The sequence below is a fragment of the Pseudomonas sp. DSV-1 genome (assembly GCF_035830915.1).
Taxonomy (GTDB): Bacteria; Pseudomonadota; Gammaproteobacteria; order Pseudomonadales; family Pseudomonadaceae; genus Aquipseudomonas.
In genome coordinates this window covers 360,392-385,565 of record NZ_JAYMYG010000002.1, presented here as the reverse complement: position 1 = coordinate 385,565, position 25,174 = coordinate 360,392, and the positions used below count along the sequence as shown (strand labels likewise).

The 25,174-nt window shown below is 53.3% G+C and carries 20 protein-coding genes; 6 read left to right on the top strand and 14 right to left on the bottom strand.

The window, feature by feature from the left end:
• From istA to VSQ83_RS26270, 7 genes are all read right to left on the bottom strand, one after another.
• A partial coding sequence (gene istA, locus VSQ83_RS26300) for an IS21-like element ISPst3 family transposase (protein ID WP_196693432.1) occupies positions 1 to 1,492 on the bottom strand: 1,492 nt, incomplete at its 3' end.
• A gap of 180 nt (positions 1,493 to 1,672) precedes the next feature.
• Positions 1,673 to 2,083, bottom strand: a complete 411-nt coding sequence (locus VSQ83_RS26295) for a hypothetical protein (protein WP_326427926.1) — start codon at positions 2,081 to 2,083, stop codon at positions 1,673 to 1,675.
• Positions 2,080 to 2,250, bottom strand: coding sequence for a hypothetical protein (locus tag VSQ83_RS26290; protein ID WP_326427925.1), 171 nt, complete (start codon positions 2,248 to 2,250; stop codon positions 2,080 to 2,082). The genes VSQ83_RS26295 and VSQ83_RS26290 overlap by 4 nt, the downstream gene beginning before the upstream one ends.
• 67 nt (positions 2,251 to 2,317) lie before the next feature.
• Positions 2,318 to 2,701 carry a hypothetical protein gene (locus tag VSQ83_RS26285; RefSeq protein WP_326427924.1) on the bottom strand — a complete coding sequence of 128 codons (384 nt, stop codon included), beginning with the start codon at positions 2,699 to 2,701 and terminating at the stop codon, positions 2,318 to 2,320.
• Between the two features lie 238 nt (positions 2,702 to 2,939).
• A complete protein-coding gene (locus tag VSQ83_RS26280) occupies positions 2,940 to 3,203 on the bottom strand; it encodes a hypothetical protein (RefSeq protein WP_326427923.1) in 264 nt (87 codons plus the stop codon).
• Between the two features lie 97 nt (positions 3,204 to 3,300).
• A complete protein-coding gene (locus VSQ83_RS26275; protein ID WP_326427922.1) occupies positions 3,301 to 3,678 on the bottom strand; it encodes a hypothetical protein in 378 nt (125 codons plus the stop codon).
• 190 nt (positions 3,679 to 3,868) lie between these two features.
• Complete coding sequence (locus VSQ83_RS26270) at positions 3,869 to 4,090, bottom strand: hypothetical protein (RefSeq protein WP_326427921.1); 222 nt, start codon at positions 4,088 to 4,090, stop codon at positions 3,869 to 3,871.
• Positions 4,091 to 4,331: 241 nt separating this feature from the next.
• Here VSQ83_RS26270 and VSQ83_RS26265 point away from each other — a divergent pair.
• Together VSQ83_RS26265 and VSQ83_RS26260 are read left to right on the top strand one after the other, a co-directional pair.
• A protein-coding gene (locus tag VSQ83_RS26265; protein ID WP_442800259.1) for an IS3 family transposase occupies positions 4,332 to 5,551 on the top strand; the annotation gives its coding sequence in 2 pieces (ribosomal slippage) (positions 4,332 to 4,677 and positions 4,677 to 5,551; 1,221 coding nt in all).
• 470 nt (positions 5,552 to 6,021) lie between these two features.
• Positions 6,022 to 6,642 (top strand): DUF6904 family protein, encoded by a 621-nt coding sequence (locus VSQ83_RS26260; RefSeq protein WP_169872938.1) that lies wholly within the window; start codon positions 6,022 to 6,024, stop codon positions 6,640 to 6,642.
• 388 nt (positions 6,643 to 7,030) lie between these two features.
• Here VSQ83_RS26260 and VSQ83_RS26255 read toward each other — a convergent pair whose 3' ends face one another.
• Both VSQ83_RS26255 and VSQ83_RS26250 read right to left on the bottom strand, forming a co-directional pair.
• The gene (locus VSQ83_RS26255) at positions 7,031 to 7,474 is read right to left on the bottom strand and encodes a hypothetical protein (protein WP_326427920.1); all 444 of its coding nucleotides are present in this window, start codon (positions 7,472 to 7,474) and stop codon (positions 7,031 to 7,033) included.
• A 202-nt stretch (positions 7,475 to 7,676) separates the two neighbouring features.
• Positions 7,677 to 8,063: a hypothetical protein gene (locus VSQ83_RS26250; protein ID WP_169872936.1), complete on the bottom strand. Its 387-nt coding sequence runs from the start codon at positions 8,061 to 8,063 to the stop codon at positions 7,677 to 7,679.
• Positions 8,064 to 8,525: 462 nt separating this feature from the next.
• Here VSQ83_RS26250 and VSQ83_RS26245 point away from each other — a divergent pair, with 462 nt between their 5' ends.
• From VSQ83_RS26245 to VSQ83_RS26230, 4 genes are all read left to right on the top strand, one after another.
• Positions 8,526 to 9,959, top strand: coding sequence for a hypothetical protein (locus VSQ83_RS26245; protein ID WP_326427919.1), 1,434 nt, complete (start codon positions 8,526 to 8,528; stop codon positions 9,957 to 9,959).
• Positions 9,960 to 10,913: 954 nt separating this feature from the next.
• Positions 10,914 to 13,277 carry an EcoAI/FtnUII family type I restriction enzme subunit R gene (hsdR, locus tag VSQ83_RS26240; RefSeq protein ID WP_028622366.1) on the top strand — a complete coding sequence of 788 codons (2,364 nt, stop codon included), beginning with the start codon at positions 10,914 to 10,916 and terminating at the stop codon, positions 13,275 to 13,277.
• Between the two features lie 102 nt (positions 13,278 to 13,379).
• Entirely contained in the window at positions 13,380 to 14,849 is a 1,470-nt protein-coding gene (locus VSQ83_RS26235; RefSeq protein ID WP_028622365.1) for a type I restriction-modification system subunit M, read from the top strand.
• Positions 14,846 to 16,573, top strand: coding sequence for a restriction endonuclease subunit S (locus VSQ83_RS26230; protein ID WP_028622364.1), 1,728 nt, complete (start codon positions 14,846 to 14,848; stop codon positions 16,571 to 16,573). The genes VSQ83_RS26235 and VSQ83_RS26230 overlap by 4 nt, the downstream gene beginning before the upstream one ends.
• Positions 16,574 to 17,079: 506 nt before the next feature.
• Here VSQ83_RS26230 and VSQ83_RS26225 read toward each other — a convergent pair.
• From VSQ83_RS26225 to VSQ83_RS26205, 5 genes are all read right to left on the bottom strand, one after another.
• Positions 17,080 to 18,630 carry a hypothetical protein gene (locus VSQ83_RS26225; protein ID WP_326427918.1) on the bottom strand — a complete coding sequence of 517 codons (1,551 nt, stop codon included), beginning with the start codon at positions 18,628 to 18,630 and terminating at the stop codon, positions 17,080 to 17,082.
• An 825-nt stretch (positions 18,631 to 19,455) separates the two neighbouring features.
• Entirely contained in the window at positions 19,456 to 19,824 is a 369-nt protein-coding gene (locus tag VSQ83_RS26220; RefSeq protein WP_326427917.1) for a hypothetical protein, read from the bottom strand.
• Positions 19,825 to 19,868: 44 nt separating this feature from the next.
• Positions 19,869 to 21,962: an integrase gene (locus VSQ83_RS26215; RefSeq protein ID WP_326427916.1), complete on the bottom strand. Its 2,094-nt coding sequence runs from the start codon at positions 21,960 to 21,962 to the stop codon at positions 19,869 to 19,871.
• Complete coding sequence (locus tag VSQ83_RS26210) at positions 21,952 to 23,493, bottom strand: site-specific integrase (protein ID WP_326427915.1); 1,542 nt, start codon at positions 23,491 to 23,493, stop codon at positions 21,952 to 21,954. The genes VSQ83_RS26215 and VSQ83_RS26210 overlap by 11 nt, the downstream gene beginning before the upstream one ends.
• On the bottom strand, positions 23,486 to 24,739 hold the full coding sequence (locus VSQ83_RS26205) for a site-specific integrase (RefSeq protein ID WP_326427914.1): 1,254 nt from the start codon (positions 24,737 to 24,739) through the stop codon (positions 23,486 to 23,488). Before VSQ83_RS26205 ends, VSQ83_RS26210 begins: the two co-directional genes overlap by 8 nt.
• Positions 24,740 to 25,174: the final 435 nt, after the last annotated feature.

The following is a 25,174-nucleotide window of genomic DNA, read 5'->3' as shown; positions in this document are numbered from 1 at the left end:
GACCGATCTCCTCGGTCTGGCCACGCAGGCGGTCGTAGCGCGCCGTGTTAGCGACGGGGGCTTCCTTGAGCGACAAGTGGGTTTCGACGCTGGGTGGTGGTTCGGTCGCGGCCAGGCGCGCCACGACATTGAGGATGTGTTCGGCGCTCAGGCTGCCGCTTTCCAGTACCAGCTCAACAGCCACCAGCACCGCATCGAGCCCGGCGACCGGTACGGCAGCCAGAACTTGCGCCATGATCCGGTCACCGCCGGCATGACGCCCCAGACCGTGCTTAAGCTGACGCAGCGGCGCCGGCAGATCAGCAAAGGGCGCGCCGTTGCGCAGCGCACCGGGCTTGCGTTCGATCAGCGGGAGGTAGTGCTGCCAGTCATAGCTGACCTGGTCGCGATCCAGCAAGCGGACATGGCTGGCGATCAGCGCGTCGTCAGCCACCACCTCGATTCGCGTCGGATACAAACGGCTGCTGACCCACTTACCCGCATACTCACACGGCACCGAGTAGCGGTTGCGCCCGACGCTGACCAGGCAGGTGCTGGAGACCCGCGCAGGCCGCTCGACGTAACCGTCGAATGGCGCTGGCACAGGCATCAGTTCAGCGCGCTCCAACTCCAGCACTTCGGCCACACTCAGCCCGCTGTATTGAGGGTGCGTCAGCTCGTTCCAAAGCGCGCGGCAGCGCTGGCCCAGCCAGGCATTGAGTTCCTCGAAGGAGTGAAACTGGCAGTCCTGGGCGTCTAGCCAGATACGCCTGCGGCTGTCTTGCACGTTCTTTTCAACGATGCCCTTTTCCCAACCAGCGGCGACGTTGCAGAAGTCCGGATCGAACAGGTAATGCGCGCACATCACCGCAAAGCGCGCATTCACCGCCCGGCCTTTGCCCTTATTGACCTTGTCGACGGCGGTCTTCATGTTGTCGTAGATGCCCCGGCGCGGCACGCCGCCCAAGGAGCCGAACGAGCGTGTATGGGCGTCAAATAACATCTCATGGCCCTGGCTCGGATACGCCACAAGCCAGAACGCACGGCTGGCACACAGCTTCAGATGTGCCACCTGCATACGCCGGTAAATGCCGCCGACCAGCAAGCCTTCCTCGCTCCAGTCAAACTGAAACGCCTCGCCAAGAGCAAAGGTCAGCGGCACAAAGGCCTGCGACGCCTTGCCCTGTCCCCCTCGCCAGGCACGGATAAACGCGGTGAGCTGGCTGTAGCCACCGTCATAACCTTCGGCTTTGATTTGCGCCAACAGCGCCTTGGCACTGCGCCGCTGTTGCTTGGGCCGCAGCGAATCGGCTTTTAGCGCCTGCTCCAGCGTGGCGTGAAAAGGGCTGAGTTTGTTGAAGATCGCGCGGCGTTGGTAGACCGGCGGCTTGGCCTCAGGTGCTCTGACCCACTTGCGAATCGTGTTGCGCGCCAACCCGGTGCGCTTGGCTATCTCATGCAGCGACAGCTTGTCGCGGAAATACATCCGGCGAATTTTGCCCATCATTTCCATACTGATCACCCTGTGTTCTCCTGCTCAAAAATTGAGCAGAAGCAGTTGAACACCTGGGTCAGTTTTCAGTCGGCAGAACAGCCTCTACTGGGTCAGTTTTCGGTCAGCGGCAACACCCTTTCCTATGATTCATAGTGAGCGGCGCAATGGGGCCTGCCTATGTGACTGTCCTTGAATAGCTCAGTTCTTTGCGGGAGGGTTGCCAGTGAGGTCAAAAATCCGCTCGTCTAGCGGCCCGGATGGATCACGTACTTTAATGAACCCTGCTGCAACACCCATGTTGTAAGCGTGGTCAGCTTGTTCATCCGTTTGATCGCAGAGCGTGCTAAATCCATGGGGCAAGTCTTGGTCGGCCTGAGAATTTGCCATTAGGTGAGCAGACTCGCGCTCGATAGCGAGCAGAGTTGCTGCCCCATCATCGCTCATACCGTTATCACGCAGATGGCCAAGCATCACCAGACCGTTGAGCATCCAGTAGGCTGATGACGCACCGTCGTTGCGCCCTTGGCCATCTGGTTGGCTCAACTCGCGGCGCAGCTCAACGAGCTGAGTCTGAGCCGATTCAATAATTGTTTTCTCAAGCTGATTCATCTGCTACTGATCCTCAACGAGTTGTCGAACGCAGCCCCGGTTTCAATGTTTGGGACTGGCAAGCAGTCAATGACCGCGCCGGTTGGCACATTTAGGCTTGGCACGGCTTCCGCCGCCTGGGTAGTACCTGCGATGATCGAAAGCGCTGCTGCATAAACGAATTTCATTGGTTGAATCCTTTTGTATGAGGGAGAGCAGCATGTCGCTACTCAACCCATCGGCTCGCGTCTTCCCTCAATTGGCTGCTGGTTCATTGTCGCGAAGGATCTGCGCAACTTCGACGTTAAGCCCTTCCCTGTACCATCTATCAAGTGGGGTCATATCGACCTTCCGAAGCACTGCCAAAGCAGAGTCCAGTTTGGCAGACACGGAGCTTGAATCATTCTGGTCTACATTGGCAGTTATTGACTTGTTCAAGAGGCTTGCCACGCTGTCAGCGCTGACTTTTGCTAGCGTCTCGGAACAGTGGTTGCAGCCGAGGAAGAAAACACACTGTACGTCTTGAGTGTTGAGGCGCCCTTGCTGGACGCTCGACAGGTTGACGATAGAGGTTTGCCAAGTCAGGTCAGTGCTTTCGCATGCCTTGCAAACTGTGATTGTCGATGCCCTGATGCTCATGCTTTATCACTCCTACCTGTTTTGGCAGTGAGGGCATACGTGGATATTCCGACCTTTCAATCGGCGCATTACCCAGCCATTAGCTTTCGCCACTTCCCATGCACCTGTGGCGCAGCCTTTGGTGCTATGCCAGTAGGTCTCACCCTGTTCGATGAAATCTGTTTTGGCGCAGCCCCCACCGTCAGTCCCGTCGCAAAAAATATCAGCTTGCCAAACTATGCTCATTTGAATTTCCTTCTTACGCAGCCGCGTGTTCAGCTACGACGGTGCAGTGTTCCAAAGAAACAGCACCTGAAACATCCTCCACCATGATGACCGGCTCGCAGCACATGACGAATGCTTTGCCGCAGGTCTTGGTCTGGATCGTCTCACCCGAGCCAAGGCGCTCTTCGTAGGTCACGTTTACACCTTCCTGGTGCTCGGAGTTCCAGTCGTAGCACTGAACCTTGGCGGCAACTTCCCGTTGGCGAAGGGTCATGTTTTTTGGTTTCGGTAGTGGCATGTGTCAGTCCTTAGATTTGGTAGACGCCAAAAGGGCATCTTTCTACGGCCTCGGCCTGTATTCGGGCCGGAGCTTTAGCGTCCCTATTGAGAAATTCCTATCGCGCAACGCAAACGGCATGCCCTGGTTGATCACCCGCATTGCGATCTCGGCCCTGCCAGATATTTACTGCTTGAGTGCAAGCCACTTCTGAATTAAAGCCAGGCACATACGTGGCGGACTGATTCGTCGGGGTGAGGATCAACACCCAATCTTTACTGCGGTCTGAGCTGAGTCCTTTGCATGCGACGGGGAGGTCAATGCCCATTTGCCTAAGTTTGTCCTCTGCTTCTGTGCTCAACGATCCGCTCAGATAGATAGGGCAAGCTTGTGTTAGATCAAAGGTAGGGGTCGGAGCCTGTTTACCGACCGCTCCAACAGAGGTAGAAATCAGCAAGGTCGTAATGGCGGCAACTTTAAGAATGTTCAATTTCATCTCCTAATCCCGAGCGCAAAACCACGCCTCTTCTACTGCCAAAGCCCAGCTATAGCTGGGCTTTGGCATTTCATTTTGTTGGACATCAAGATGACTTGTTGTCTTCGCCGCCGCGAAAATGGATGAACTTCTATGCGTCAGATCTTGCTGGATCGCGGGCTACGTCGTCGCACGTGACAGCGGTATTAAGCTACGCGGCTGTTCTCGGGTGCCGATACGGAGATTCTTGCGTGGGCAGGTCCAGGGCTTTAGCAACCAGACGACGTCTTACTGCTTGGGCGAGCTTCTTGGCTTCCTTATCGCTATCGAAGGGAACGACATAAACCTCGCACTGCATATAGTCTGGATCGGACACCGGCCCCCCCATAGACCAAGAGCCATTCGGGAATCGCACCACCGTGATGAGCTTCATGGACAATTTTCCTTATTGGTCGTCGTCGACATCTTCAAGCTGGCCGAAGAGAGGTATTTCGTTCAAGTGCGTTTGATCGGGCCGAACGTGCTCAAGCTCTCGCAGGATTTTTTGAGCCAGTGCAAGCGCTTGATCCTTTGGGATAACCAACCGAACGAGGTCCGGGTAATGTGAACGAGCCCCATGAAAGACAGGACACCGTTTCCCCCTTACGATAAGGGATAGGCAAACGGTTATGTTTATGACTAATAGCAACGATAAGAGTGGGGAGCTTTTGGGCCAGGAGCGGCGGCGCCGATGGAGCCCGGAGCAAAAACTGGCCATGGTTCGCGAGAGCCTTGAGCCCGGACAAAGCGTTTCGGTGGTGGCTCGGCGCAACGGCATCAATGCCAACCAGCTGTTCCTGTGGCGCAAGCTGTACCAGGACGGCAGCCTGTCGGCGGTCAGTGCTGGCGAAGCCGTGGTGCCGGCCTCCGAGCTGAGCGATGCGCTCAAGCAGATCCGTGAACTGCAACGGATGCTGGGCAAGAAAACGATGGAAGCAGAAATCCTCAAAGAGGCCGTGGAGATCGCCCGGTCGCGAAAATGGATTGCGCACTCACCCTTGTTGCCGGGGGACGACCAGTGAAGCTGGTCAGCAAATGTCTCGGTGTGGCGCGCTCGCAATTAACGGTTCGAATCAAACAATCGGTATCGCCCAAAGTACGGCGAAGCAGACCTGTGGACGACGCTGAGTTGGTGGTTGAGATCCAGCAACAGGTCAGCGAGCTGCCCAGCTATGGCTACCGTCGGGTCTGGGGATTGCTGCGTCGAGCCCGTGAAACCCAGTCGCTACCGGCAATCAATGTGAAGCGGGTTTACCGGGTCATGCGTGATCACAACTTGCTGCTGGAGCGTCGACTCAAACAACCCGGCGTGCCGCGGCGGCACGAAGGTCGTATTGCGGTGAAAACCAGTGATACGCGTTGGTGCTCGGATGGTTTTGAGTTCCGCTGCGAGGACGGTGCCAAACTGAGCGTGACCTTCGCCCTGGACTGCTGTGATCGTGAGGCCATCGGCTGGGTTGCAAGTCCAACGGGGTACAGCGGCGATGATATCCGCGACTTGATGCTGGAAAGCGTGGAGAAGCGCTTTGGCGATCAACTGCCCGCCACGCCGGTGCAATGGCTAAGCGATAACGGCTCGGCGTACACCGCCGAACAGACACGCCTGTTTGCTCGGCAGATCGGTTTGCAACCGGTGACCACACCTGTGCGCAGCCCGCAGAGCAACGGCATGGCCGAGAGCTTCGTGAAGACGATCAAGCGGGATTATGTGGCGCACATGCCCAAGCCGGATCGAGAAACGGCGCTGCGTAACCTGGCAATTGCCTTTGAGCATTACAACGAGCAGCATCCGCACAGCGCTTTGAACTATCGCTCACCGAGGGAGTTCAGGCGCTTGGCAGTGGCATCAATTTAACGGGGAGTTGGTGTCCGGTTTTGTAGGGGCTAATCCATAATGGGACTTTCCGTCCACCATTTCCTGACCCTTGCCGATAGTGAATTCCTGATCTTTGCAGCGCATGATGCATCCCCATTGAATAGTTGAATGTTGGCAGCCGACTCTTCGAATCGTCTCTCGACAGGTCCCGGAATTCCGGGGCTAAGTGACAAGTGGCGTGCGTGAATTCAGTTGCGAATAGCGCTCTACCGAGCGCAACGTTACGGCTTTCTTAGGCTTCAGTGTCCAACTATCACGCATCATCATTGATTCGCTTCAGTGAAAATAGTGTATACCTCTAAGGATATACACACAAGCAAAAGAGCCACTTCAAATGGACCGGCAGATTTTAGAGAATGAAAGCTGTCGTAGGGGATTAAAAGCTGTCGTGACCGGCTGCCTCAGCTCGCCTATCCTGTAGCAATTCCATTCATAACAGGGTGATCCAGATGCACCACGCCATACGAAAAAGTAACGCCGGACTTGTGCTCTGGGGCGATATTTACGAACTCAAAGCGCTCTGGACTTTCATCCACCGTGTCATCGAAGAAAGCACCCTTATCGAAATAGAAGACCCACTACTATTAGGGCTAGCCGATGAGGTGCGTCACGCCTGCGATGGCATGAGGCACAAAGGTACGAAGGATTTGTTCGGGGACGACCCGGCACCGATTTATGGGTTTGACTGTATTTGGCCAAACATGCTGATCCAGATGGGCTTATTGAGAGCAGGTTTGGCCTTCATGCCTACCGTGACGAGAAATGACCAAGCGATTATGTACCAGTTGGAGCATGCCTTGTTGGATGGCCTTGAGGCCCTGCTGCCTGGGGCGAGCGAAAATTTATACAAAACTGCGCTCATGGTTGCCCAAGAAGGCGGGGAAAGCGCCAACGAAAAAATCCATAGCAGGACAAGTTACTTTCTAACGCTGACACCAGCCAAAAGGAAAAACGAATTGGGCGCAATTTTGGATACGCTTCTCGCCATCGCTGCATTCGACAACCCTCTCAAATCGATGGTTTTTGAGCCGTTCGAAAGCTGGTCTGAATATCCCTCTTACAAATGGTGAGTTGTTTTCGCAGCGCATGAGCGTTGGGTGCGTAGGCGCTTGGACGGAACTGAAGAGCGGTGTAGGTCGCGACAGTTTTAATTTTCAAAATCAAACGGGAATACCTCGCGCTCACGTCGGCACCTGCATGAATCGTCACTGTATGCCTGCGGCCCTCCGCTGACTGCCATTGCCATCAAATGATCCTCCGGACCATGACATGCAGTGCTCATGAATTTTAGTGGCACAACAATGCCTTCAAAGAGCCATAACAATGACCAAAATTTTGATGCTGCTCGCTATATTTTTTGGTGAGGATTAACGGGTGGCGTAGAAGGTTTGCAGTTTGGCGGCTGACGTACATCAGTCTGCACAGTGGCGCATATTTCTGCGGAGCAGATTGGTGGGGCTATGGCCAACGACTTTTGCAGCCTGGACGTTGACATCGACTAGAAGCTGGGACCGTATCGGCAAGCTCTGGATCTTGCATGAGCATTTGTGCGCCGCACGCTGGTTTTGAATTAATGACGATGTGGTAGCGCTTCGGCGTGCGTGTATCCGGGTAATTCAACCAGCTGGCGTCACGCTGCGCGGCCATTTCCAGATCAGGATTTACAGTGGAGGGATGGACCAGTGGATCGGGTGGTTTCCATTCAAGCCCGCTGCCGACAATTCTTGCAGCCGCTGACTTCGCGCCACGAACTGTTTGGTATCGCCTGGGCAGCTCCAGATACACCGAGCTACCTCGACGATCAAGGTTACATTCAAGCGAGAAGGGCATGTCGAGGCGATGCGAGACCTCGATACGCAACTCATCCAAACCATTCTTGGAAATGAATAATATTGTACTCATAGCTTGGTCGCCTATGACTGGTGGCGAGCACCAAAACAAGCAGGAGGGGTATTTGCTGGCCTTCAATGCTCGATGGCGTGTAAGAGACGGAGAGGCCGTCATCGAGCATGGATCTAAAGGTGCTGTGCCTACAGAAACAGACTGCATTGATTGGCTTGCCGATTACACAGCACTTCACCGCGCAACAAGCGATCAGCACAGATCAAAATTCAGCGCTGCGCTTGTGAGGTTGGATAAAACCGCAGGACATCAAGTAACCCATCCAAATAGCAGCGCCGCACGGCAACGCATGGCCAAGACCTATAACCGAGAAAACAATTGCGCGGGGGATGCTCGATTCAGGCAGTTGATACGCACTGCCTATGAAGGTGGCATCAAACGCCACCAAGAGAAAACCGAGCCCACTGAAAACCAATGCGCAGAATAAAAGACCTACAAGCCAAACAGCGATGATGAAAACGCCCGATGCTTTGGCTGAATGGTTCGATGCATGCAAAGCCCCTTCCTGCTGCTCCGAGTTAAAAGCATCAAATTCCTGCTCCGCAAACGAATCTTTTTCGCTAAGAGTTAAACCTTGTGGGACCTGCATGTTAAATCCTTTTTTTGAGGTGATGGCTGTGGGCGCGAACACCGCTCCCTGGTACTGCCGTTATGCTGACCAATTATGTAAACAAAGATGATTGAACGGGGACGGCAGCAGCCTTGGAGAGCGTAGGTTTCTGAAAATGGAAATAAATACTCGAAATACCGCTAAAAGTTTACACAAATCTCAAGGCGTTCCCGGGCGCCCTCGTATCCATAGAATCTGGTGACCCACACCCTTCACTTAAGTTTTTTCGGCATCGATAGCTGCTTATCGGTTGCGAACCAAACCACTATCTCTCGTGAATTCACAGGACGCTCTTGGCTTTTCCTCGAACACGAAATGCCCGGGTTCCGACAGATGCTTGTGGGTGGATGGACAAACGGGAAAAATCGTACGTTAAGCCTGCAAAGCGTTATGAGTATGCCTATATTTCAGAACGCTTAACTTACGGATTGGACTGAATCGATGAGCACCGTTATAACTACCCAAGGCTTAAACAGCCTTATCGATCCGCAGGCTCAGCGCCTGGTGGATTTCTTGCGCGACGTGGGCCTTCCTCACGAAAACATTATGGCCGAACCGTCCGAACGGTCGATCATTGCAAACAACCTTCCCAGCTACCTGCAATCTTTGCCGGCCGAGGTGAAGCGCGACGCGCGCTACCTTTCTAAGTTTGTGATAGGCGCCGGCTCTGGCCTCTTCGATTATGCGCTGAACGCAATCTGGAACGAGGTCGTCATCGACCTCCGCAAGAAGGCGGCACTCTACGGTCTCGATATTTTTTTCGATGCTGCCGTTGGCGGGAGCAAGACGCGCGAGTTTTACAAGACTGAAGACGATCTCGCTGCTCTCAAGGATGCAGTGCTTCTCGATACCTGCCGCAAGTTGGAGCTGATCTCCGACACCACCTACAAGAAGCTCAAGCACATTTTGGATATGCGAAACGATATCGGCATATCCCACCCGACGAATTACAACATCAATGCCTTCGAGCTAATGGGTTGGTTGCAGACGTGCGTGCAGGATGTATTGCACGATCGCCCAACCGAGGCAGCCCTTCAAGTCCAAGCGTTTATCGCAAACCTCAAGGGACATACGGACCCGATCGACCAAGCCACGAAGCAAACCATTGAGCGCCGCTTCACGGAACTGCCGAGCCATCTATGCGGAAACCTGCTACGAACCGTGTTTGGCATCTACGTAGCACCGGATACTGATCAGGGCGTACGCAAGAATATCGCTACCTTGGTGCCTGCGCTTTGGAATACATGTCCCGACGAACCACGATATCGACTCGGGATCGTGTTGGAGGGCTACAACACCAATCTCTACAAGGACAAATACGCGCTCGGAAACCAGTTCTTTACGCTGGTGGGTGGCAATGCCTACCGCTCTGCCTCCGAACGGCTTGTCATCGTAGATACGCTGATCACGGAGCTACTCGACAAGCACAACGGCTGGGATAACTTCCATCACGAAGCTCCTGTAGCTGCCAATTTGTGGTCGTACGTACCAGATCAAAACTCGATTTTTGACAATCTGGCGGCACGCCTTTTCAAGACGGTCCTGCTGTGTCGTATCGGTCGAGGGGTGTCCTTTAACGATGGCGTCTCGCCTGGCGGAAAGCGCTATTACGACGCGATCCTGAAACTTTGCGGCGACAAATTCGCGCCGCACATCCTGGCTGCGTTCACCCACTACGAGATTTCGGGCCAGCTCGGTCGCTCGGTCTGTCGAACTCAAGCGAAGCAGGCATTGGAAGCCGCCCGCACAAATATCATCAATGAGCGGCTGATCGAGTGCATGACCTATCTTATCGAGCACATCGACGCAAACCCCGGCTGCGCGACTAGCACCGAATTCAAACGGTTATCCGCTGACTACATACGCTGGAACTGACGGAGAGCTTGGCAGCTTTCGCCTAAAACAGGCAAAAATAAGGTTGAACTCGTTTTGATGAGGCCGATTTTGATTCTTGCAGCTCTTGGCGAAACTCCAGGGCCGCTGCTGCAGTTGGCATTCCCAGGTGCTCGATAGAGCAGCATGGACAAAACAGTGCGATCGCGCAGGCCGTATTGGGTGACAGCGCCGGGCACTTCGCAATGACACGCGATGAGTTGAATAAATACCTGAAGCAACAGGTCGAAATCTACAAAGCGCTGATCAAGGACCTGCGAGCGAGTCAGTAGTCAAACTTTGCTGAGCCACCCAGCCTGTGCTGGCTCAGCATTTGATTCCAAGTGAATTGCCATGAAACCCGTTTTGCATCTCGTCTCTTGCATTTCATCAACCTCACCTTCTGCTGTCAGCGTATATGGTGAGTTTTTTTGTCCATCTGCGCGTATTAGCTGGCCAAATAAACTAGAAAACTAGTTTTATGCGCAATTATGCAAAAATTCATAATTTGCCTCAGGCCATATCCAAGCAATGAAAAACTTAAGGTACGGGGGACCGCCGTCGCGATCTACCAATCATGGCTACAAGGTGCGTTGGTCACCGCTTCTCAAGAGCCTTGATTTAGGTTGACTGACTTCCTCAGGGCGTGAAGCGGCCGTTCGTCTGTACCCAATGCGAAATTGCGCTCCACTTGACCACCCGTTTGCATTCGACCCGACCAGTCACTTGCATTCGTCCTGACCAGCGATTGCATCGGATTTGACCAACACGCGTTGTAACCATGATCGGCAGAGAACGGCCACAAGCCGTCGCTAGATGTCCCACTTAACCGTGCCCAACTCGGGAATTAGCCGCTGCTCACGTTGGCAACGCAAATCAAGGTACATTTGTGCCTGCCAAGTAAGATCAGCAGTGCTGGGATGGAGCGACCATGCCGGCTTGAAAGGGAATCAGAGCATGGACAAAAAGTCGCTTACCGAGCGAGACATCTGCAGCAAGTACATCGCACCTGCCATCCAGCAATCTGGCTGGGACATGCATAAGCAGGTGCGCGAGGAAGTCAGCTTTACCAAGGGCCGCATCATCGTCCGGGGCAAACTACACAGCCGTGGAGAAGCACGCCGCGCAGACTTCATCCTCTACCACCAAGCCAATCTGCCTATCGCCGTGATCGAGGCGAAAGACAACAAGCACTCCGTCGGCTCCGGTATGCAGCAGGCTCTGGGTTACGCGGAGACGTTGGATGTGCCATTCGTGTTCTCCAGCAATGGCGATGGCTTTCTGTTTCATGACCGCAGTGGCACAGGCAGCCAAGTAGAAACCGAACTCAGCCTCGACCAGTTCCCCAGTCCTGACGAACTCTGGCAGCGATACTGCCAGTGGAAGGGCTTGAACGACCAAGTTCAGCACAAGATCGAAGCACCCTATTACGACGACGGCTCCGGGCGTATGCCTCGCTACTACCAAATGAACGCCATCAACCGCACGGTCGAAGCCGTGGCACGTGGGCAGAATCGCGCGCTGCTAGTTATGGCCACCGGCACCGGCAAGACCTACACTGCCTTCCAGATCATCTGGCGGCTCTGGAAATCCAAACAGAAGAAACGCATTCTGTTTCTCGCCGACCGCAACATCCTGGTCGATCAAACCAAGAACAACGACTTCAAACCGTTCGGCCGGGCGATGACCAAGATCGCCAGGCGTCAGATCGACACCTCCTATGAGATCTACCTGTCGCTTTATCAGGCCGTGACAGGCACTGAAGAGGAGATGAACATCTACAAGCAGTTCTCTCGCGACTTCTTCGATCTGATTGTGATTGACGAATGCCACCGTGGCAGTGCCGCCGAGGATTCCGCATGGCGCGAAATTCTCGATTACTTCTCCAGCGCCACCCACGTCGGCCTCACCGCCACACCGAAGGAAACCAAAGAGGTTTCCAGCATCACTTACTTCGGTGAACCGGTGTACACCTACACCCTTAAGCAGGGTATCGAAGATGGCTTCCTCGCACCTTATAAGGTGGTGCGTATCGACTTCGACAAAGACCTTCAGGGATGGCGTCCGCCCAAAGGCATGCTCGATAAGAATGGCGAGCTGATCGAAGACCGCATCTACAACCTCAAGGATATGGACCGCACCTTGGTAATTGAAGCGCGCACCCAACTGGTTGCATTGAAAGTTACCGAGTTCCTCAAGGCCACGGATCCGTTCCAGAAGACCATCATCTTCTGCGACGATATCAACCACGCAGAGCGCATGCGCCAGAGCCTAGTCAACCTTAACCCGGAGCGCATTGCAGAGAACCGCAAATACGTCATGCGTATTACCGGCGATGATCAGGAAGGCAAAGCCGAGCTGGATAACTTCATCAACCCGGAAGAGCGCTACCCAGTCATCGCAACCACCAGCAAGCTGATGACCACCGGCGTCGATGCGCAGACCTGCAAACTGATCGTACTCGACCAGCACATCAAGTCGATGACCGAGTTCAAGCAGATTATCGGGCGCGGCACACGCATAAACGAGGACTTCGGTAAATACTGGTTCACCATCATGGACTTCAAGAAGGCTACCGAGCTGTTTGCCGACCCAGCCTTCGACGGCGATCCGGTGGTGATCTACACCCCCGAAGGCGGCGTACCGCCCGTGCCACCCGATGACCTGATGGAGGACGATGGCATCAGTTCCGGCAACAATGCCGAGGCTGATGACCTGGAGTTCACAGGCGACGATGACGGCAAGAAGCGCATCAAATACGTTATCGACAGCATCCCGATCTACGTCATTGCCGAGCGTGTGCAGTACTACGGACCAGATGGCCACCTGATCACTGAGTCGCTGCACGACTACACCCGCACCTGCGTACAAAAACAGTTCGCCTCGCTGGATGACTTCCTGCGCCGCTGGAGTGATGCCGAGCAGAAGAAGGCCATCATCGACGAGATGGCCGCACAAGGTGTGATGTGGGAAGCCCTGGCAGAGGAAGTGGAAAAGAAGCAGGGTAAGCCCCTCGATCCGTTTGACCTTGTCTGCCATGTCGCCTTCGACCAACCTGCCTTATCGCGCAAGGAGCGTGCTGAGCAGGTGAAAAAGCGCAATTACTTTGCCAAGTATTCCGGCGCGGCTCGGCAAGTGCTGGAGGCGTTGTTAGATAAATACGCCGATACCGGTGTTGAGCATATCGAGGACATCAAAATCCTCCAGCTCGACCCTTTCATCCAGATCGGTGCCCCCCTCGAACTGGTTAAGGCATTTGGTGGCAAGGCCGGTTACAACCAGGCCATCCATGAACTGGAAGACGAACTTTACGCCAGTTAACCCGCATTGCCCCGCAAGTGGATTAGCCGTGCAGCTGGGTAACCTATCAGCAGCCAATCCCTTTACAATCGTCCGCTTTGCCGCGCCTCCCGAGTACTTGTTATGTCGATCAGCTCCACCATCAAATCCATCCAGGACATCATGCGCAAAGACGTTGGTGTCGACGGCGACGCTCAGCGTATCGGCCAACTTGTCTGGCTGCTATTCCTGAAGATATTCGATGACCGCGAGCAGGAATGGGAGCTCATGGACGATAACTACCACTCGCCCATCCCCGAGAGTTGCCGCTGGCGCACCTGGGCTGCCGACCCGGAAGGGATGACCGGCGATGAGTTGAAGAACTTTATCGACAACAACCTCTTTCCCCAGTTGCAGAACTTGCATGAGTACAGCAACACACCTTCAGCCTTCGTAGTCCGTAGCGTGTTTGAAGACGCCTACAACTACATGAAGTCGGGCCAGCTGCTGCGTCAGGTGATCAACAAAATTCAGCAAGGTGTGGACTTCAACAAGGCCCAGGAGCGCCACGAATTCGGCAACCTCTACGAGCAACTGCTGCGCGACCTGCAGAATGCCGGCAACGCTGGCGAGTTCTACACACCGCGCCCGGTCACCGAATTCATGGTGCGTATGGTCGATCCAAAATTGGACGAGAAAGTTATGGACCCGGCCTGCGGCACCGGCGGCTTCCTTACCTGCGCGATCGAGCGCAAGCGCAGCCGCTATGTAAAAACCGCCGAGGACGAACGCATCCTGCAGGCCAGCATCTTCGGCGTTGAAAAGAAGCCGCTGCCGCACCTGCTGGCCACTACCAACATGATCCTGCACGGCATCGAGGTGCCCAGCCAGATCCGTCACGACAACACCTTGAGTAAACCGCTGATCAGCTGGGGGCCGAGTGAGCGCGTGCACTGCATAGTTGCCAACCCGCCGTTCGGGGGCATGGAAGAAGACGGCATCGAAACCAACTTCCCCGCCGCCTTCCGTACCCGTGAAACCGCCGATTTGTTCCTGGTGCTGATCATGCACCTGCTTAAAGACGGCGGCCGCGCCGCCGTGGTGCTGCCTGACGGCTTCCTGTTCGGCGAAGGTATCAAGAGCCGCATCAAGGAAAAGCTGCTGACCGAGTGCAATCTGCACACCATCGTTCGCCTCCCCAGCGGCGTGTTCAACCCCTACACCAGTATCAAAACCAACCTGCTGTTCTTCACTAAAGGTACTCCGACCAAAAAAGTGTGGTTCTACGAGCATCAGTACCCGGCCGGAGTGAAAAACTACTCTAAGACCCGGCCCATGCGTATCGAAGAATTTAGCGCAGAAGAAGCCTGGTGGGGCAACGAGACCGACGGCTTTGCCGCACGGGTGGAGAACGAATTCGCTTGGCAGGTCAGTGTCGAAGAGCTGCAGGCGCGCAACTGGAACCTCGACTGCAAAAACCCACATATCGGCGAGCAAATTAGCCATGACCCAGGCGAACTGCTACGCAGCTATGCCGCCCTGCAAGGTGGAATCAGCGACCTGCGCGACCAGCTTAGGGCCGTGCTGGCCAAAGCACTGGAGCGCCAGGTATGACAGCGTTGCTGACCGAGAATCTGCCGCTGCTGGCTGGCGCACCCAATGGCATCAAAAAGCTGCGAGAGCTGATCCTGGAATTGGCGGTACGCGGCAAGTTGGTGCCGCAAGATCCCAGCGATGAACCGGCCAGTGAGCTGCTCAAGCGGATTGTTGAGGAAAAGGCGCGGTTGGTGGCTGAAGGGAAGATCAAGAAAGGTAAGACTGTAGATGACGCCGTAGCCGAAATTTCTTACCCAATACCATCGACGTGGGACGTTGCTTCACTTGGCCAGGTCGTTGAGATTGTTCGTGGAATTACTTTCCCAGCCAACGAGAAATCGAGAGAACCAGAGCACGGGCGTGTTGCATGTCTGCGGACTGCAAACGTGCAAAACGAAATTGAATGGGATGATCTGCTGTACATCCGCGAGAGTTTTATCTCTCGACCTGATCAGTACGTCCAGCCGTATGACATTGTTATGTCCATGGCAAACAGCCGGGAACTAGTCGGAAAAGTTGCCATGATTGGTTCAACACTTGATCAGCCAACAACATTTGGTGGCTTTCTCGGTGTCCTACGCCCGGTGTTGATTGAACCTCGATTTGTGATGGCACTACTGCGCACACCTCATGCTCGAAGTGCCTTAATAGATAGTGCGAGCCAGACCACAAACATTGCTAACGTGTCATTGGCAAAACTACGCCCCTTGTTGTTTGCTATTCCTCCACTTGCAGAACAATACCGAATCGTAGCCAAAGTTGATGAGTTGATGGCACTCTGCGACCGCCTGGAAGCTCAGCAGGCCGACGCCGAAAGCGCCCATACCCAACTCGTACAAGCGCTGCTCGACAGCCTGACCCAAGCTTGCGACGCAGATGACTTCGCCACCAACTGGCAACGCCTGGCCGAACACTTCCACGCCCTGTTCACCACCGAACCCAGCATCGTCGCCCTCAAACAAACCCTATTGCAACTGGCCGTGATGGGCAAGTTGGTGCCGCAAGATCCCAGCGATGAACCGGCCAGTGAGCTGCTCAAGCGGATTGTTGAGGAAAAGGCGCGACTGGTAGCGGAAGGCAAGATCAAGAGGCAGAAAGCGCAGGCTGAAATTGTTGAAGAGGAAAAACCGTTTGTACTGCCAGAGAAATGGACGTGGGTCCGTCTCGGGGAAATATTATCTTTAACATCAGGAAAAGGCTTTAAAGCGCAGGAGTACTCGCTTAGTGGCGCTAGACTTTTTCAAATAGCGAATGTAAGCCTTGGGCATACAAAGTGGCAAATTGAAAATTTCCTTCCGGAAAATTATCTCAATGACTATCCAGAGCTTGCACTCAAAGAAGGAGATGTACTGATAGCACTTAACAGGCCGTTACTTAATGGCAGGATGAAGGTTTGCATTATCTCTGAAAAAGACCTCCCTGCAATTTTGTATCAGAGAGTTGGAAGATTTAACTTTTACGACTCATCCGTAGAGGCTAAATTTTTTTATTACTATCTGCAGTCTCATTTATTCATTGGCAAATTGAATGAGAGCCTGCAAGGATCAGACCAGCCGTTCATTAACCAATCCCAGGTAGTTGAGTTCTTGTTTTCTTGGCCGCCTCTAGCCGAACAACACCGCATCGTCAACAAAGTCGATCAACTTATGGCCCTCTGCGACCAACTGGAAATCCGCCTATCCCAGGCCCGCGAACTGAACGAACAACTGGCCAGCACTCTGGTTGAGCAGGCGGTGGCGTGATGAGCGAAACCTTCAACATCTACTGCGACAAGTCCTGCCATCTGGAGAACGATGGCCAGAAGGCTATGGCGCTGGGCGCGGTCTGGTGCCCCAAAGCCAAGCGCCTAGAGATCGGCCAGACGACGAATCGATGGCTCACTAAGGGGGCCAGAGGCTTATCTATGATTTCTACTTCGCGCTCTTAGTTGGAAGACATTGATTAGCGTACCCGCAACGGGTTCCTATCTTCGGAGTTGAAGGGCGAGGATCCTCGATACAGGGTCGCTTTTGCGGCAGAAAGGCCGGCGGGAACGACGCACTGAAGGGCAGCATAGGGTCGTTCTCTGCCGGTCATGTCCACGAATCGTGCTGGTCAAATCCGATGCAAATGACTGGTCAGGTCGAATGCAAATGGGTGGGCAAGTCCGTGCAATTACCCACCCAATGAACCTCAGGTATTAAAGGTTGCTTACAGCCACCCCCACAGAAGGCTCGCTTTCGCACTGCTATCGCCTGAACCTCGGCGTCTAGCGCTTTTTCTTGTTCGCCTTCTTGGCTTCTTTCCGAGCTTCTTTCGCCATTTTGCGACGCTCAGCTCGGTTCATTGGGGTGCCAGAACCGTACTCGTAGAACTTGGGGCCACCAAAGTTGAACGGCATCGGGAATTCGTGATCTCCTCCGCCGAAGTACTGCACATCCTTGCTCGGTGTCTGCAGGACGTCGAGTTCCTCCATTACGCCCTTCCAATGGACTGACTCCTCTGGGCTCAGCTCGTGAGCAAGGTCGACGTACAAAAAATCTTGCGAAGCTACTTTCTCGGAAAAGGGCTCGGATGCAATACCAATCGCTTCGGTCGCGCAGGGAAAGCGCAGCTTGATGCCGTGGCAGTATGCGAGCAGTACAGCCGAGCGCATCTCCCGGTAATCCTGGTAGTCAACATTCGCTGGCTTTGGAACAGTTAGGAATACGTACCCACGGGACATGGTGTCACCGCTCAGGATCATGCGAGCGAACTTCTTGCCGGGCTCGCTCTTCGAGAGCGCGAGGCGGAATTGGTTGGCGAGATCACGCCTTGCCAGTCGGGGCTCTGATGCGAAGGCACGCAGGATTCGCTCGTGGTCGACGGTCTCAGGGGGGATCTCGGGAAGCCCAATCGCTGTCCCTGCACGAACGAAGGATGCTTGGTACTCAATGAGTGCATCCCACATGTAGCTGCCCTGATCGGCCACGCGCTTGGCCGCTCGTTGAGGGCTTGAGCGGTAGAACTGCCAATCGCCCTCCAAGAGGGTGACGGCACCAGTGCCAGGTGGCACTTTAGGCAAGGTGTGCCGACCGTTCTCCATCGTGCACATGTACTGCGCAAGCAATTCCTCTTCACCGGCAACGTGCATTACGACGCCGTTCGCGCTGAAATAGCGCTCCTTGCAGACTAGGTAGTCGACAAGGTCCGGGACGGTGTCCAGTTCCTCTAAGAGGGCGTCGACTGTCACCTCATCAAGGACGTGGACGAAGCGGCGGCCTTTCAGTGGGAAGCCGACTTCGAAAGGGTGTTCGTAGTGGGCGTTGCCCTCAAGCATGCTGTTGAGCATCAAGCTGCCGCTGCTTCCACCGCCGAAGTACCGAGCTGCTGCCTCATGGCCGCCTCGCGTGACGGCAATCAGGAAGTAGCGGGCTAAGCTTGGGTTCGGGAGTTCAACGGGTAACTCGGTCTGACATGACTTATCGACGAACACGCGGCCTCGGAAACGACGCAGGAAATTTTCGGCCCCTACAAGTTGCCTTGTTGACTTCTCGACTGCTCGTTTATACCAACGCGGCCAAGCAACCTTGATGTCCACGTCCGACTGAAACGCGCAGTGCTTGTCGGAGAACAGCAGCACGTCGTTGCCAAAGACTACCAGCAGGTCTACCAGCTCCTTGCCATCACCTTTGCCGCTAGATCTTCCTTCGTCGCTGTGAACGTTCGGGTAGCTCCACAGACTCAGAAACGCCTTGCGGGCGAGCCGCGCTAGGGCACGCTCCGAATCGGTCGTGCCCTCTGCCTCAGCTGCCTTCTCCCATGCGGTCTTGTTGCTCATCCGATTATCCCTAGCCTGCTATTCCACCAGCATATCCGGGCCGGTTTTTACACGTGTATTGAAATCGTGTGAGCGACCAATGACCCCACTTGATTACACCACGGTCGCCCGCGCCGTCGAGGCGTGCTGCAACTCTTAGCCCTGAGTGTGAAAAAACGCTAAATCGGTTTTTCTATAGCAACGCTAAGGAAAAGAAATGTTTCCTTTAAGTGGTGAATATAGCCGTAAAGACAACATTTCTTTACTTACGGCTATCGACCGATTCTGTTGAAAAAGTCGGCCATGGTTTCCACGGCAGAAAAGTAAGCGCTTGAGATTGAAATCTTTACCTTGTGCAGAGGATTCCGGGCTTAGATTTCGCGTAGCTGCGTGCAAAAAAGGCATTTTGAGCAGTAAGTACGCGGGCAGTCTGGAAGTACCGACTTTTTCAACACAATCGACCAAAAACTGACATTCGTAATCGATGACGGTTTTCTGGGCACAACCGCGCTTTGAAGCCGTCGCCAGTGGAATGCTTGGAAGTCAAAGCGCCCATTCGTGGCCCTCCCCAACGACTTGGTGCGATTCGCTGACCACGATTAGTGTCTTACCGCGATGCACTAGACAAAAACTCGATACAAGGTCAGCGTCGACGCCGACGGCTGATGTTATGTCACCAAGCGTTCCGATCCAGACATATCGCTGGGTTTCGAGGCAAGCCAAGTAGTAGCCGACAGACATAGCATGCTCCACAAACAAAAATACGAATCCCAAGCTCCCTGAAGCTACAGAGGGCAGTCGCAGCAACAGGCGTGATCTAAGCCCAGCATGAGCGCCTGCCATCCACTATGGTGTTTGCTGTCGATTGATGGCGGGTAGTGGGCGGCATAGGAACTGTTCATCCAAACCCCGGCTGTAAGCGTTGTAGGCCCACCGCACAAATTGTTCGAGCAGTCGATCATTCTCCATTTGCAGGCGTTGATTCTCGCCTTCCAAACGTGCGATTCGCTCGTTTGTCGCTTGAAACTCTGGGCTTATGGCCTTCTTCTTCCCAACCGAAATAGAGAGTGTTTTTTTACGTAAAGTGAACGCACTCCTAATCCGTTCATGCTTATGAAGCGCCTGACGCGTGTAGGTCCCCCGCAAACGGCGAGCGACGCTTTGGATCAGCAGATCCCAAGTCAACTTTCCAGACCAGCCATCAAGGATAGACACGATCTGCTCTATAGCACCAGGGGTAAGATTTCTCGAACGAGACATCACAGGTCCTCAGACTCTATGCGTGGCACATTTGGATCTTCAATGGCTGGACCTTGAAGTTCACGCGTTTTTACAATTTGATGATGGGCCAGTAACTGTTCCAATCTTGACGCAGGTACAACCCCGCGCGGCTGAATAATTGCGTTCGCGGCAACGGAAGAGTCCTCAAAAATGTCACACAGTTCATCCAAACGTTTTAGGGTCAGCGTCTGGTGTTCGACCCAACGGTTGGCACCAAACGCCTCCTCGTCCAGCGCTTCTAAGGCTTTCGCGAGGAGGACCTGGATTTCCACACGATGCTGACGTATAGCCTGCTCTCGGACCACATCGCCTTTAATGCACACATGCTCATCACAATTGAGGCAATCTCGATAGAGCTGACAAGGCAGCATGGAAAAATCGTGCAGGCAATATCCCAGGTCCGTAGTATGGGCGGTCACGATCTTCAGTGCCGCAAACTGATCCCGTGCAATCAAACTACTGGGTGGAATACTCGCGATATGCCCGGCCGACTTTTCTGGATCACCTAAAGCGGACCTGGCGAGTGCCAGCACATCCCTGTCGGATTGGTGGTCATAGCACCTGTTCTGTCCAACCTTGGCGCGACCGCTCCACTTGGCGATGTCGAGTTGCGATAATCCGCCCATCTGCGCCACGGTATTTAAAAAATGGCGAAATTGATGCGTCGTGATTTTCATTGGGCTGCCATCTAATTCACGATATCCGAAGCGATCAAAAATATTGAGGGCCCTTCGCGCACTGGACAATTGCTTCTGAATATAACTGGTGTCTGGTAAGACGATTACCCCTCGGTACGTTGCCCACGCCTCGGTTAATTCATTAACGCGCGTCAAGCAAAGCCCTTCACTGTATTTCAGGTTGTTGTTCTGGTCCGCCATCGGGAAGTTAGTTGGCAGCATCGAAATGATCACTCGTTCAATGTCCGCGAACAGAAATCTCGGGGCATTTTTTCGCTGAGGCTCATAAGGAATGTGTTCAACAATCCCATGCTTCCTGCACCACCGTGCCCCACGCTTGGCATGATTGCCATTGGGCGGTGGAGTGAGAAAAACAATCGCACTCACCTCTTCTGAACTTACTAGCGTCCTCCCCCGAAGAGTCTCCAATTCCGCTGATAAATAAATGGCATCAGGATGTTGCTCGTACCACCGTGCTACGTCACGCGCGGGCGTAGAAATGCTCCTGAGTTTACTCACCGCCTCTCGAGCAACACTGGCCATGGATTGCACCACCCATTTGACTTGCGCCTTTCCACCCTTTGAAGGCCGCCAGCGCAATCCATACAGTTGTTGCTTCGTTTTTGGATCGAACTCCTCCACTTCGCATTGTATTGAAATGGATAGCACCTCATTAATGCGACTTGGCGCCGACGCCAACAACGCACACACACAGGAGGTGAAGATGTCGCCAGGTTTTTCGGCGGCTCCGAAGATTTCGGCAATCGCCTCTAATGAGGCCGACGAGGGCAGACGAGCTTGACGCGAAGCATCAAACTCAGGCCCAACGCGGCGCTCAAAACTCGTTGGCGCTCGAAGCGGGTTTTGCCATTGGATTGGCACAGTGCAGAGCTGATGTTCGACAAGAAACTGCGAAATACGCTTGAGTTCTACACCGGCAAAAAAAGCGGCGGAGGTTTGATAACGCTCATTAAGTATCGCGCATGCGCGATTAAAATGCCTCAGACCGGCTTTGATTGGCGTGACACAATCCTCTGTTTCCTCCAAAGCTACAGCCAGAGAACGGAGCGCGGCCAATCGGGAGCTGACGGTGGTATAGGGACACAACGCATAATCATAACGGCAGTAAGCTTTGGCAAAGTCTTTGTAAGGCTGAGGTAAGCAACAAGAATCCCTTTGCCCTCGCCCACTAGGGAATCCATGAAATCGGATACTTGAGCAAGAGTTTCGTCGTTTCAATCGGACATAATTGGTGACATCCCAACTGTCTGCATCAAAAATCAACCCACTACCAAAAGCCGTCAGAGAATCTCTGGCGAGGGTAATGAAATCCCTTAGGTTATCTTCAGCCGCGTGCTCTGCTCGGGGCTTGAACAGGATGACCCTATCGTCCATGACCCTGCTCCTTTCTGCTACGGCATAATTGGACCACCTCTGCCACGGCGAGCATCGTTCGATCATTGATTGCCGCAATACGCCCATCCGAATAGCGTTTAGCATCCTCTAGCAAGAAATCCAGGACCGCCTCATGCGGCCCGTCCAACCAAGGTTGAAAACATTGGCAGGTGTAACAGGCCACGGGAGCATTCAATCCGCAGAAACTGAAGCTTCCACAAGAGCCCATTGGCCGTGCGCTTTGATCGATACGCAGATCAATGATGCGGCTAGAAGGGTCTGCACCACGAACAGCATTACCCTCATGAGCTATCAATTGACCTTTAAAGGCTTGAGCCAGTGGCGCCATGTACAGCGCAGTCGCCTTTTCAATCCGCATCGCAAGTTCTGGTGTGGCGGCGACATAGACCCCCGCAGAGTCGGTACGCGAATGATCAAGCAAGTCCGCAATAACCAACACCCCATGACCTTCACGAGCAAGATTTGTCCCTAAGGTGCGCCGAAAGCGTAGGGCACAGATATTAATCACAGTCCCTGTGCGCTCAGATCGAACGGAAAGTTTGTCCAACGCAGACACCAACATTTTCCGTAAATTCTCGCTGGTGCGATGGAACCTTCCCCATCCTGGCCCACTCGCCAAATACTGTAACTGCAGGGGTAAAGGAAACAGGGGCGCCTGCTGGGTGTCTGGAAACTCTCCAATAAAGCGCTCACTAACGCGCTGAGCATAATCAAACAAGGGGCGGCCAATTTGATTCACTAGCGCCCTGGGCTTGAGTTCCTGACGGAGCAGTGGGTTTTGTTGCTTCGCACGCGGAATGAGCAAAAGAAAAGACTCTGTTCCATCCGCAGCCACAGAGCGCACGACATCACAAACCTTCAAGGCTGCCAACTGAATAGGGCGGGAACCTAACGCAATGAACAACAATGCCAGCAGGTAAATTTCCTCACTCAACTGCCCTGAGGCATAAGCGTCATTCAAGGCATCTTGAATGCCCACTTGCTCAATTGGCGTGAAGGGGCCCAATACGGGATCCCACGTCAACACGGCAACCCCCGTTTCTCGTTTTCGAAGTTTTTTCCTGTCTAGGACGTACGCCACATCATCTTGAATCCCCGGCAGGCCCATTGCATGCCATCGGCGTAAAAAAGCAAAGAGATTGCGTGTTCGAAAGGCGTTGGCGTCGCAATGTATCAATACGTCATTTCCGCCGATAAATTCCAAAGGTTCAACTCGACCCTCCTGCAATCGCAAGGCAAATGCTTTCAAACCTATAAAATGCCCCATCAAGGTACCCGGCGCCCTATTTTCGGCAAACCATATCAACGTAAGGCGGACCGAAGCCAAGAGCACGACGGAAAAATTCAGCGCAGAAAAATTTATATAAACCGAATCCACACCGTCCCGATACGACCAAAGAGGCTGGTTAGGGTCAAACACAATTCCGCTTTTGCTCCGAACTACCAAGGGAAGTGAAGGACAGACATCACTTTCTGTCATTACGAAGTCTATCTCTGCACTTTTACTCATCCCGATGAGCCTCCATACGCAATTGCTTTTGCATTTGTAAGGACACAGCGGTGGCTTTTTTCTTGATGTGGCGCTGGTTATATACAGTCGCCATTCCGGATGTCTCGGACCACCCCATCAGTCGCGATCGCAGTTTTTGCTCCACGGTCGACGAAACTTCGTTTCTATCAATCTCTTCCGAAAAAAGATCATTCCAGGTATGACGAAGGAGATGGGGACAGAGATTTTCCGGCAATTCCGGGCAGTGTTGCCGTAGAGTGATGAACACTTTATTGAGTCCCGCAAGACTCAGCGGTTTGCCCGACCCACCGGCCACCCAAAGATATTCATGCTTACGCGCGCCTGTAATATTTCGACGAATGGACATTACATAAGTTCGAGTGAGCGCCGCCAACTCTACGTCAAGTGCTAATAATCGACCACTCGTTTTGGCATTGGGTTGTCTCAAGCGAGGATCCGCAGGATCATCTGCCCTCCTGGCAATTAAAACTTCATTGGTCTGAAAATTAATATCCGAAATTTTCACACCCAGCAATTCACCTCGCCGTACTCCCAAGAATAATAGCCAGCGAATCATTAAGTAGTTTCGCTGCCGAACATATTCATGCGACCACGGATTTTGCCCAAACGTTGGATCAACCACCTGTTGCAGAAGCGATAACATTTGCTCAGATAAACCCTCGCGAGGCGTTACATTTGAAAAACGGTGTACAGAAGGGATGCGAGCCTTTATGGATGTAGACACCCGCTCCCGTAATTTTTCTAAATTAGAGAAATGTGGGTGTCCAACCCCTGCTTTTAGTAAGTAATCGGTAGCAATCCAGTCAAGGTATCGGGCAATGTATAAAAGGCGTATGGCAATAGTGGCGGGATTAATTTTTTGCGAATTTGAGTCACTCGTATAACATGACCATGCAAATACACCATTTCCACATCGTTCTTCATCGCCAGCTGAGATTGGCAACTTACACGCCCCAACGATAGCTTCTATATCTCCTACAGTTAGAAGCTGGCCTTCACGCAACCGGGCGCATAAATCTATTTTTAGTTCATCCAGAACAATGAACAGCACCATCAGCGAGCGAAGTGCCTGATAGAGAGTGCTCGTTGACAAGTTAGCCGTTCTTAACTCTATCAGTACCCAAAGCGTGGCACTGTGTACGGGCATACCATCTTGCCGAGTACAAAGGACGGGAAACCGCTCGCCGCCATCGAATCGCACAAGCTTAATTCTATAAGGGTTCATTGTTTACACACCTGACAGGTAAACAATAATCAACCTTAGATTACAAATTACTTCTGCGCAAAAAATAGAAATAACTCTCTGTTTTTATTAGCTATTTACCGAATAAATTTACATCCAAGAAATGGTCATGCTGACTGACAAAGCCCCGAACGAGACGGGGTTAAGAGAGGGATCTGTTTGAACAGTTACTTATGAGGGCTCTAAATATACCTTAAAAGGTATAAATTGAAACTTATAAATACCTTAAAAGGAATATTTCTGTTTGAGGCCCTTCTTCGTCCAAGGCCAACTGCGACCAGAGATTTTTCAAAGGTGCTTTGCTTGCAAGTTTTGCGATTGAAGTCCTGCAATCAAATTTCATGACCTGGCTCCCTGAGGTACCTCATTTCGCAAGGCGCTGGTGGGAGGGTCAAACTTGAAAGATCAACATCTGTG

Excerpts from the sequence above, each read along its gene's own strand:
- VSQ83_RS26285 (WP_326427924.1), bottom strand. The coding sequence starts at position 2,701 with ATGAGCATCAGGGCATCGACAATCACAGTTTGCAAGGCATGCGAAAGC.
- VSQ83_RS26260 (WP_169872938.1), top strand. The coding sequence starts at position 6,022 with ATGCACCACGCCATACGAAAAAGTAACGCCGGACTTGTGCTCTGGGGC.
- VSQ83_RS26205 (WP_326427914.1), bottom strand. The coding sequence starts at position 24,739 with ATGAACCCTTATAGAATTAAGCTTGTGCGATTCGATGGCGGCGAGCGG.
- VSQ83_RS26225 (WP_326427918.1), bottom strand. The coding sequence starts at position 18,630 with ATGAGCAACAAGACCGCATGGGAGAAGGCAGCTGAGGCAGAGGGCACG.
- VSQ83_RS26235 (WP_028622365.1), top strand. The coding sequence starts at position 13,380 with ATGTCGATCAGCTCCACCATCAAATCCATCCAGGACATCATGCGCAAA.
- VSQ83_RS26280 (WP_326427923.1), bottom strand. The coding sequence starts at position 3,203 with ATGCCACTACCGAAACCAAAAAACATGACCCTTCGCCAACGGGAAGTT.
- VSQ83_RS26210 (WP_326427915.1), bottom strand. The coding sequence starts at position 23,493 with ATGAGTAAAAGTGCAGAGATAGACTTCGTAATGACAGAAAGTGATGTC.
- VSQ83_RS26275 (WP_326427922.1), bottom strand. The coding sequence starts at position 3,678 with ATGAAATTGAACATTCTTAAAGTTGCCGCCATTACGACCTTGCTGATT.
- VSQ83_RS26295 (WP_326427926.1), bottom strand. The coding sequence starts at position 2,083 with ATGAATCAGCTTGAGAAAACAATTATTGAATCGGCTCAGACTCAGCTC.
- VSQ83_RS26230 (WP_028622364.1), top strand. The coding sequence starts at position 14,846 with ATGACAGCGTTGCTGACCGAGAATCTGCCGCTGCTGGCTGGCGCACCC.
- hsdR (WP_028622366.1), top strand. The coding sequence starts at position 10,914 with ATGGACAAAAAGTCGCTTACCGAGCGAGACATCTGCAGCAAGTACATC.
- VSQ83_RS26250 (WP_169872936.1), bottom strand. The coding sequence starts at position 8,063 with ATGCAGGTCCCACAAGGTTTAACTCTTAGCGAAAAAGATTCGTTTGCG.
- VSQ83_RS26245 (WP_326427919.1), top strand. The coding sequence starts at position 8,526 with ATGAGCACCGTTATAACTACCCAAGGCTTAAACAGCCTTATCGATCCG.
- VSQ83_RS26215 (WP_326427916.1), bottom strand. The coding sequence starts at position 21,962 with ATGGACGATAGGGTCATCCTGTTCAAGCCCCGAGCAGAGCACGCGGCT.
- VSQ83_RS26255 (WP_326427920.1), bottom strand. The coding sequence starts at position 7,474 with ATGAGTACAATATTATTCATTTCCAAGAATGGTTTGGATGAGTTGCGT.
- VSQ83_RS26270 (WP_326427921.1), bottom strand. The coding sequence starts at position 4,090 with ATGAAGCTCATCACGGTGGTGCGATTCCCGAATGGCTCTTGGTCTATG.
- VSQ83_RS26290 (WP_326427925.1), bottom strand. The coding sequence starts at position 2,250 with ATGAAATTCGTTTATGCAGCAGCGCTTTCGATCATCGCAGGTACTACC.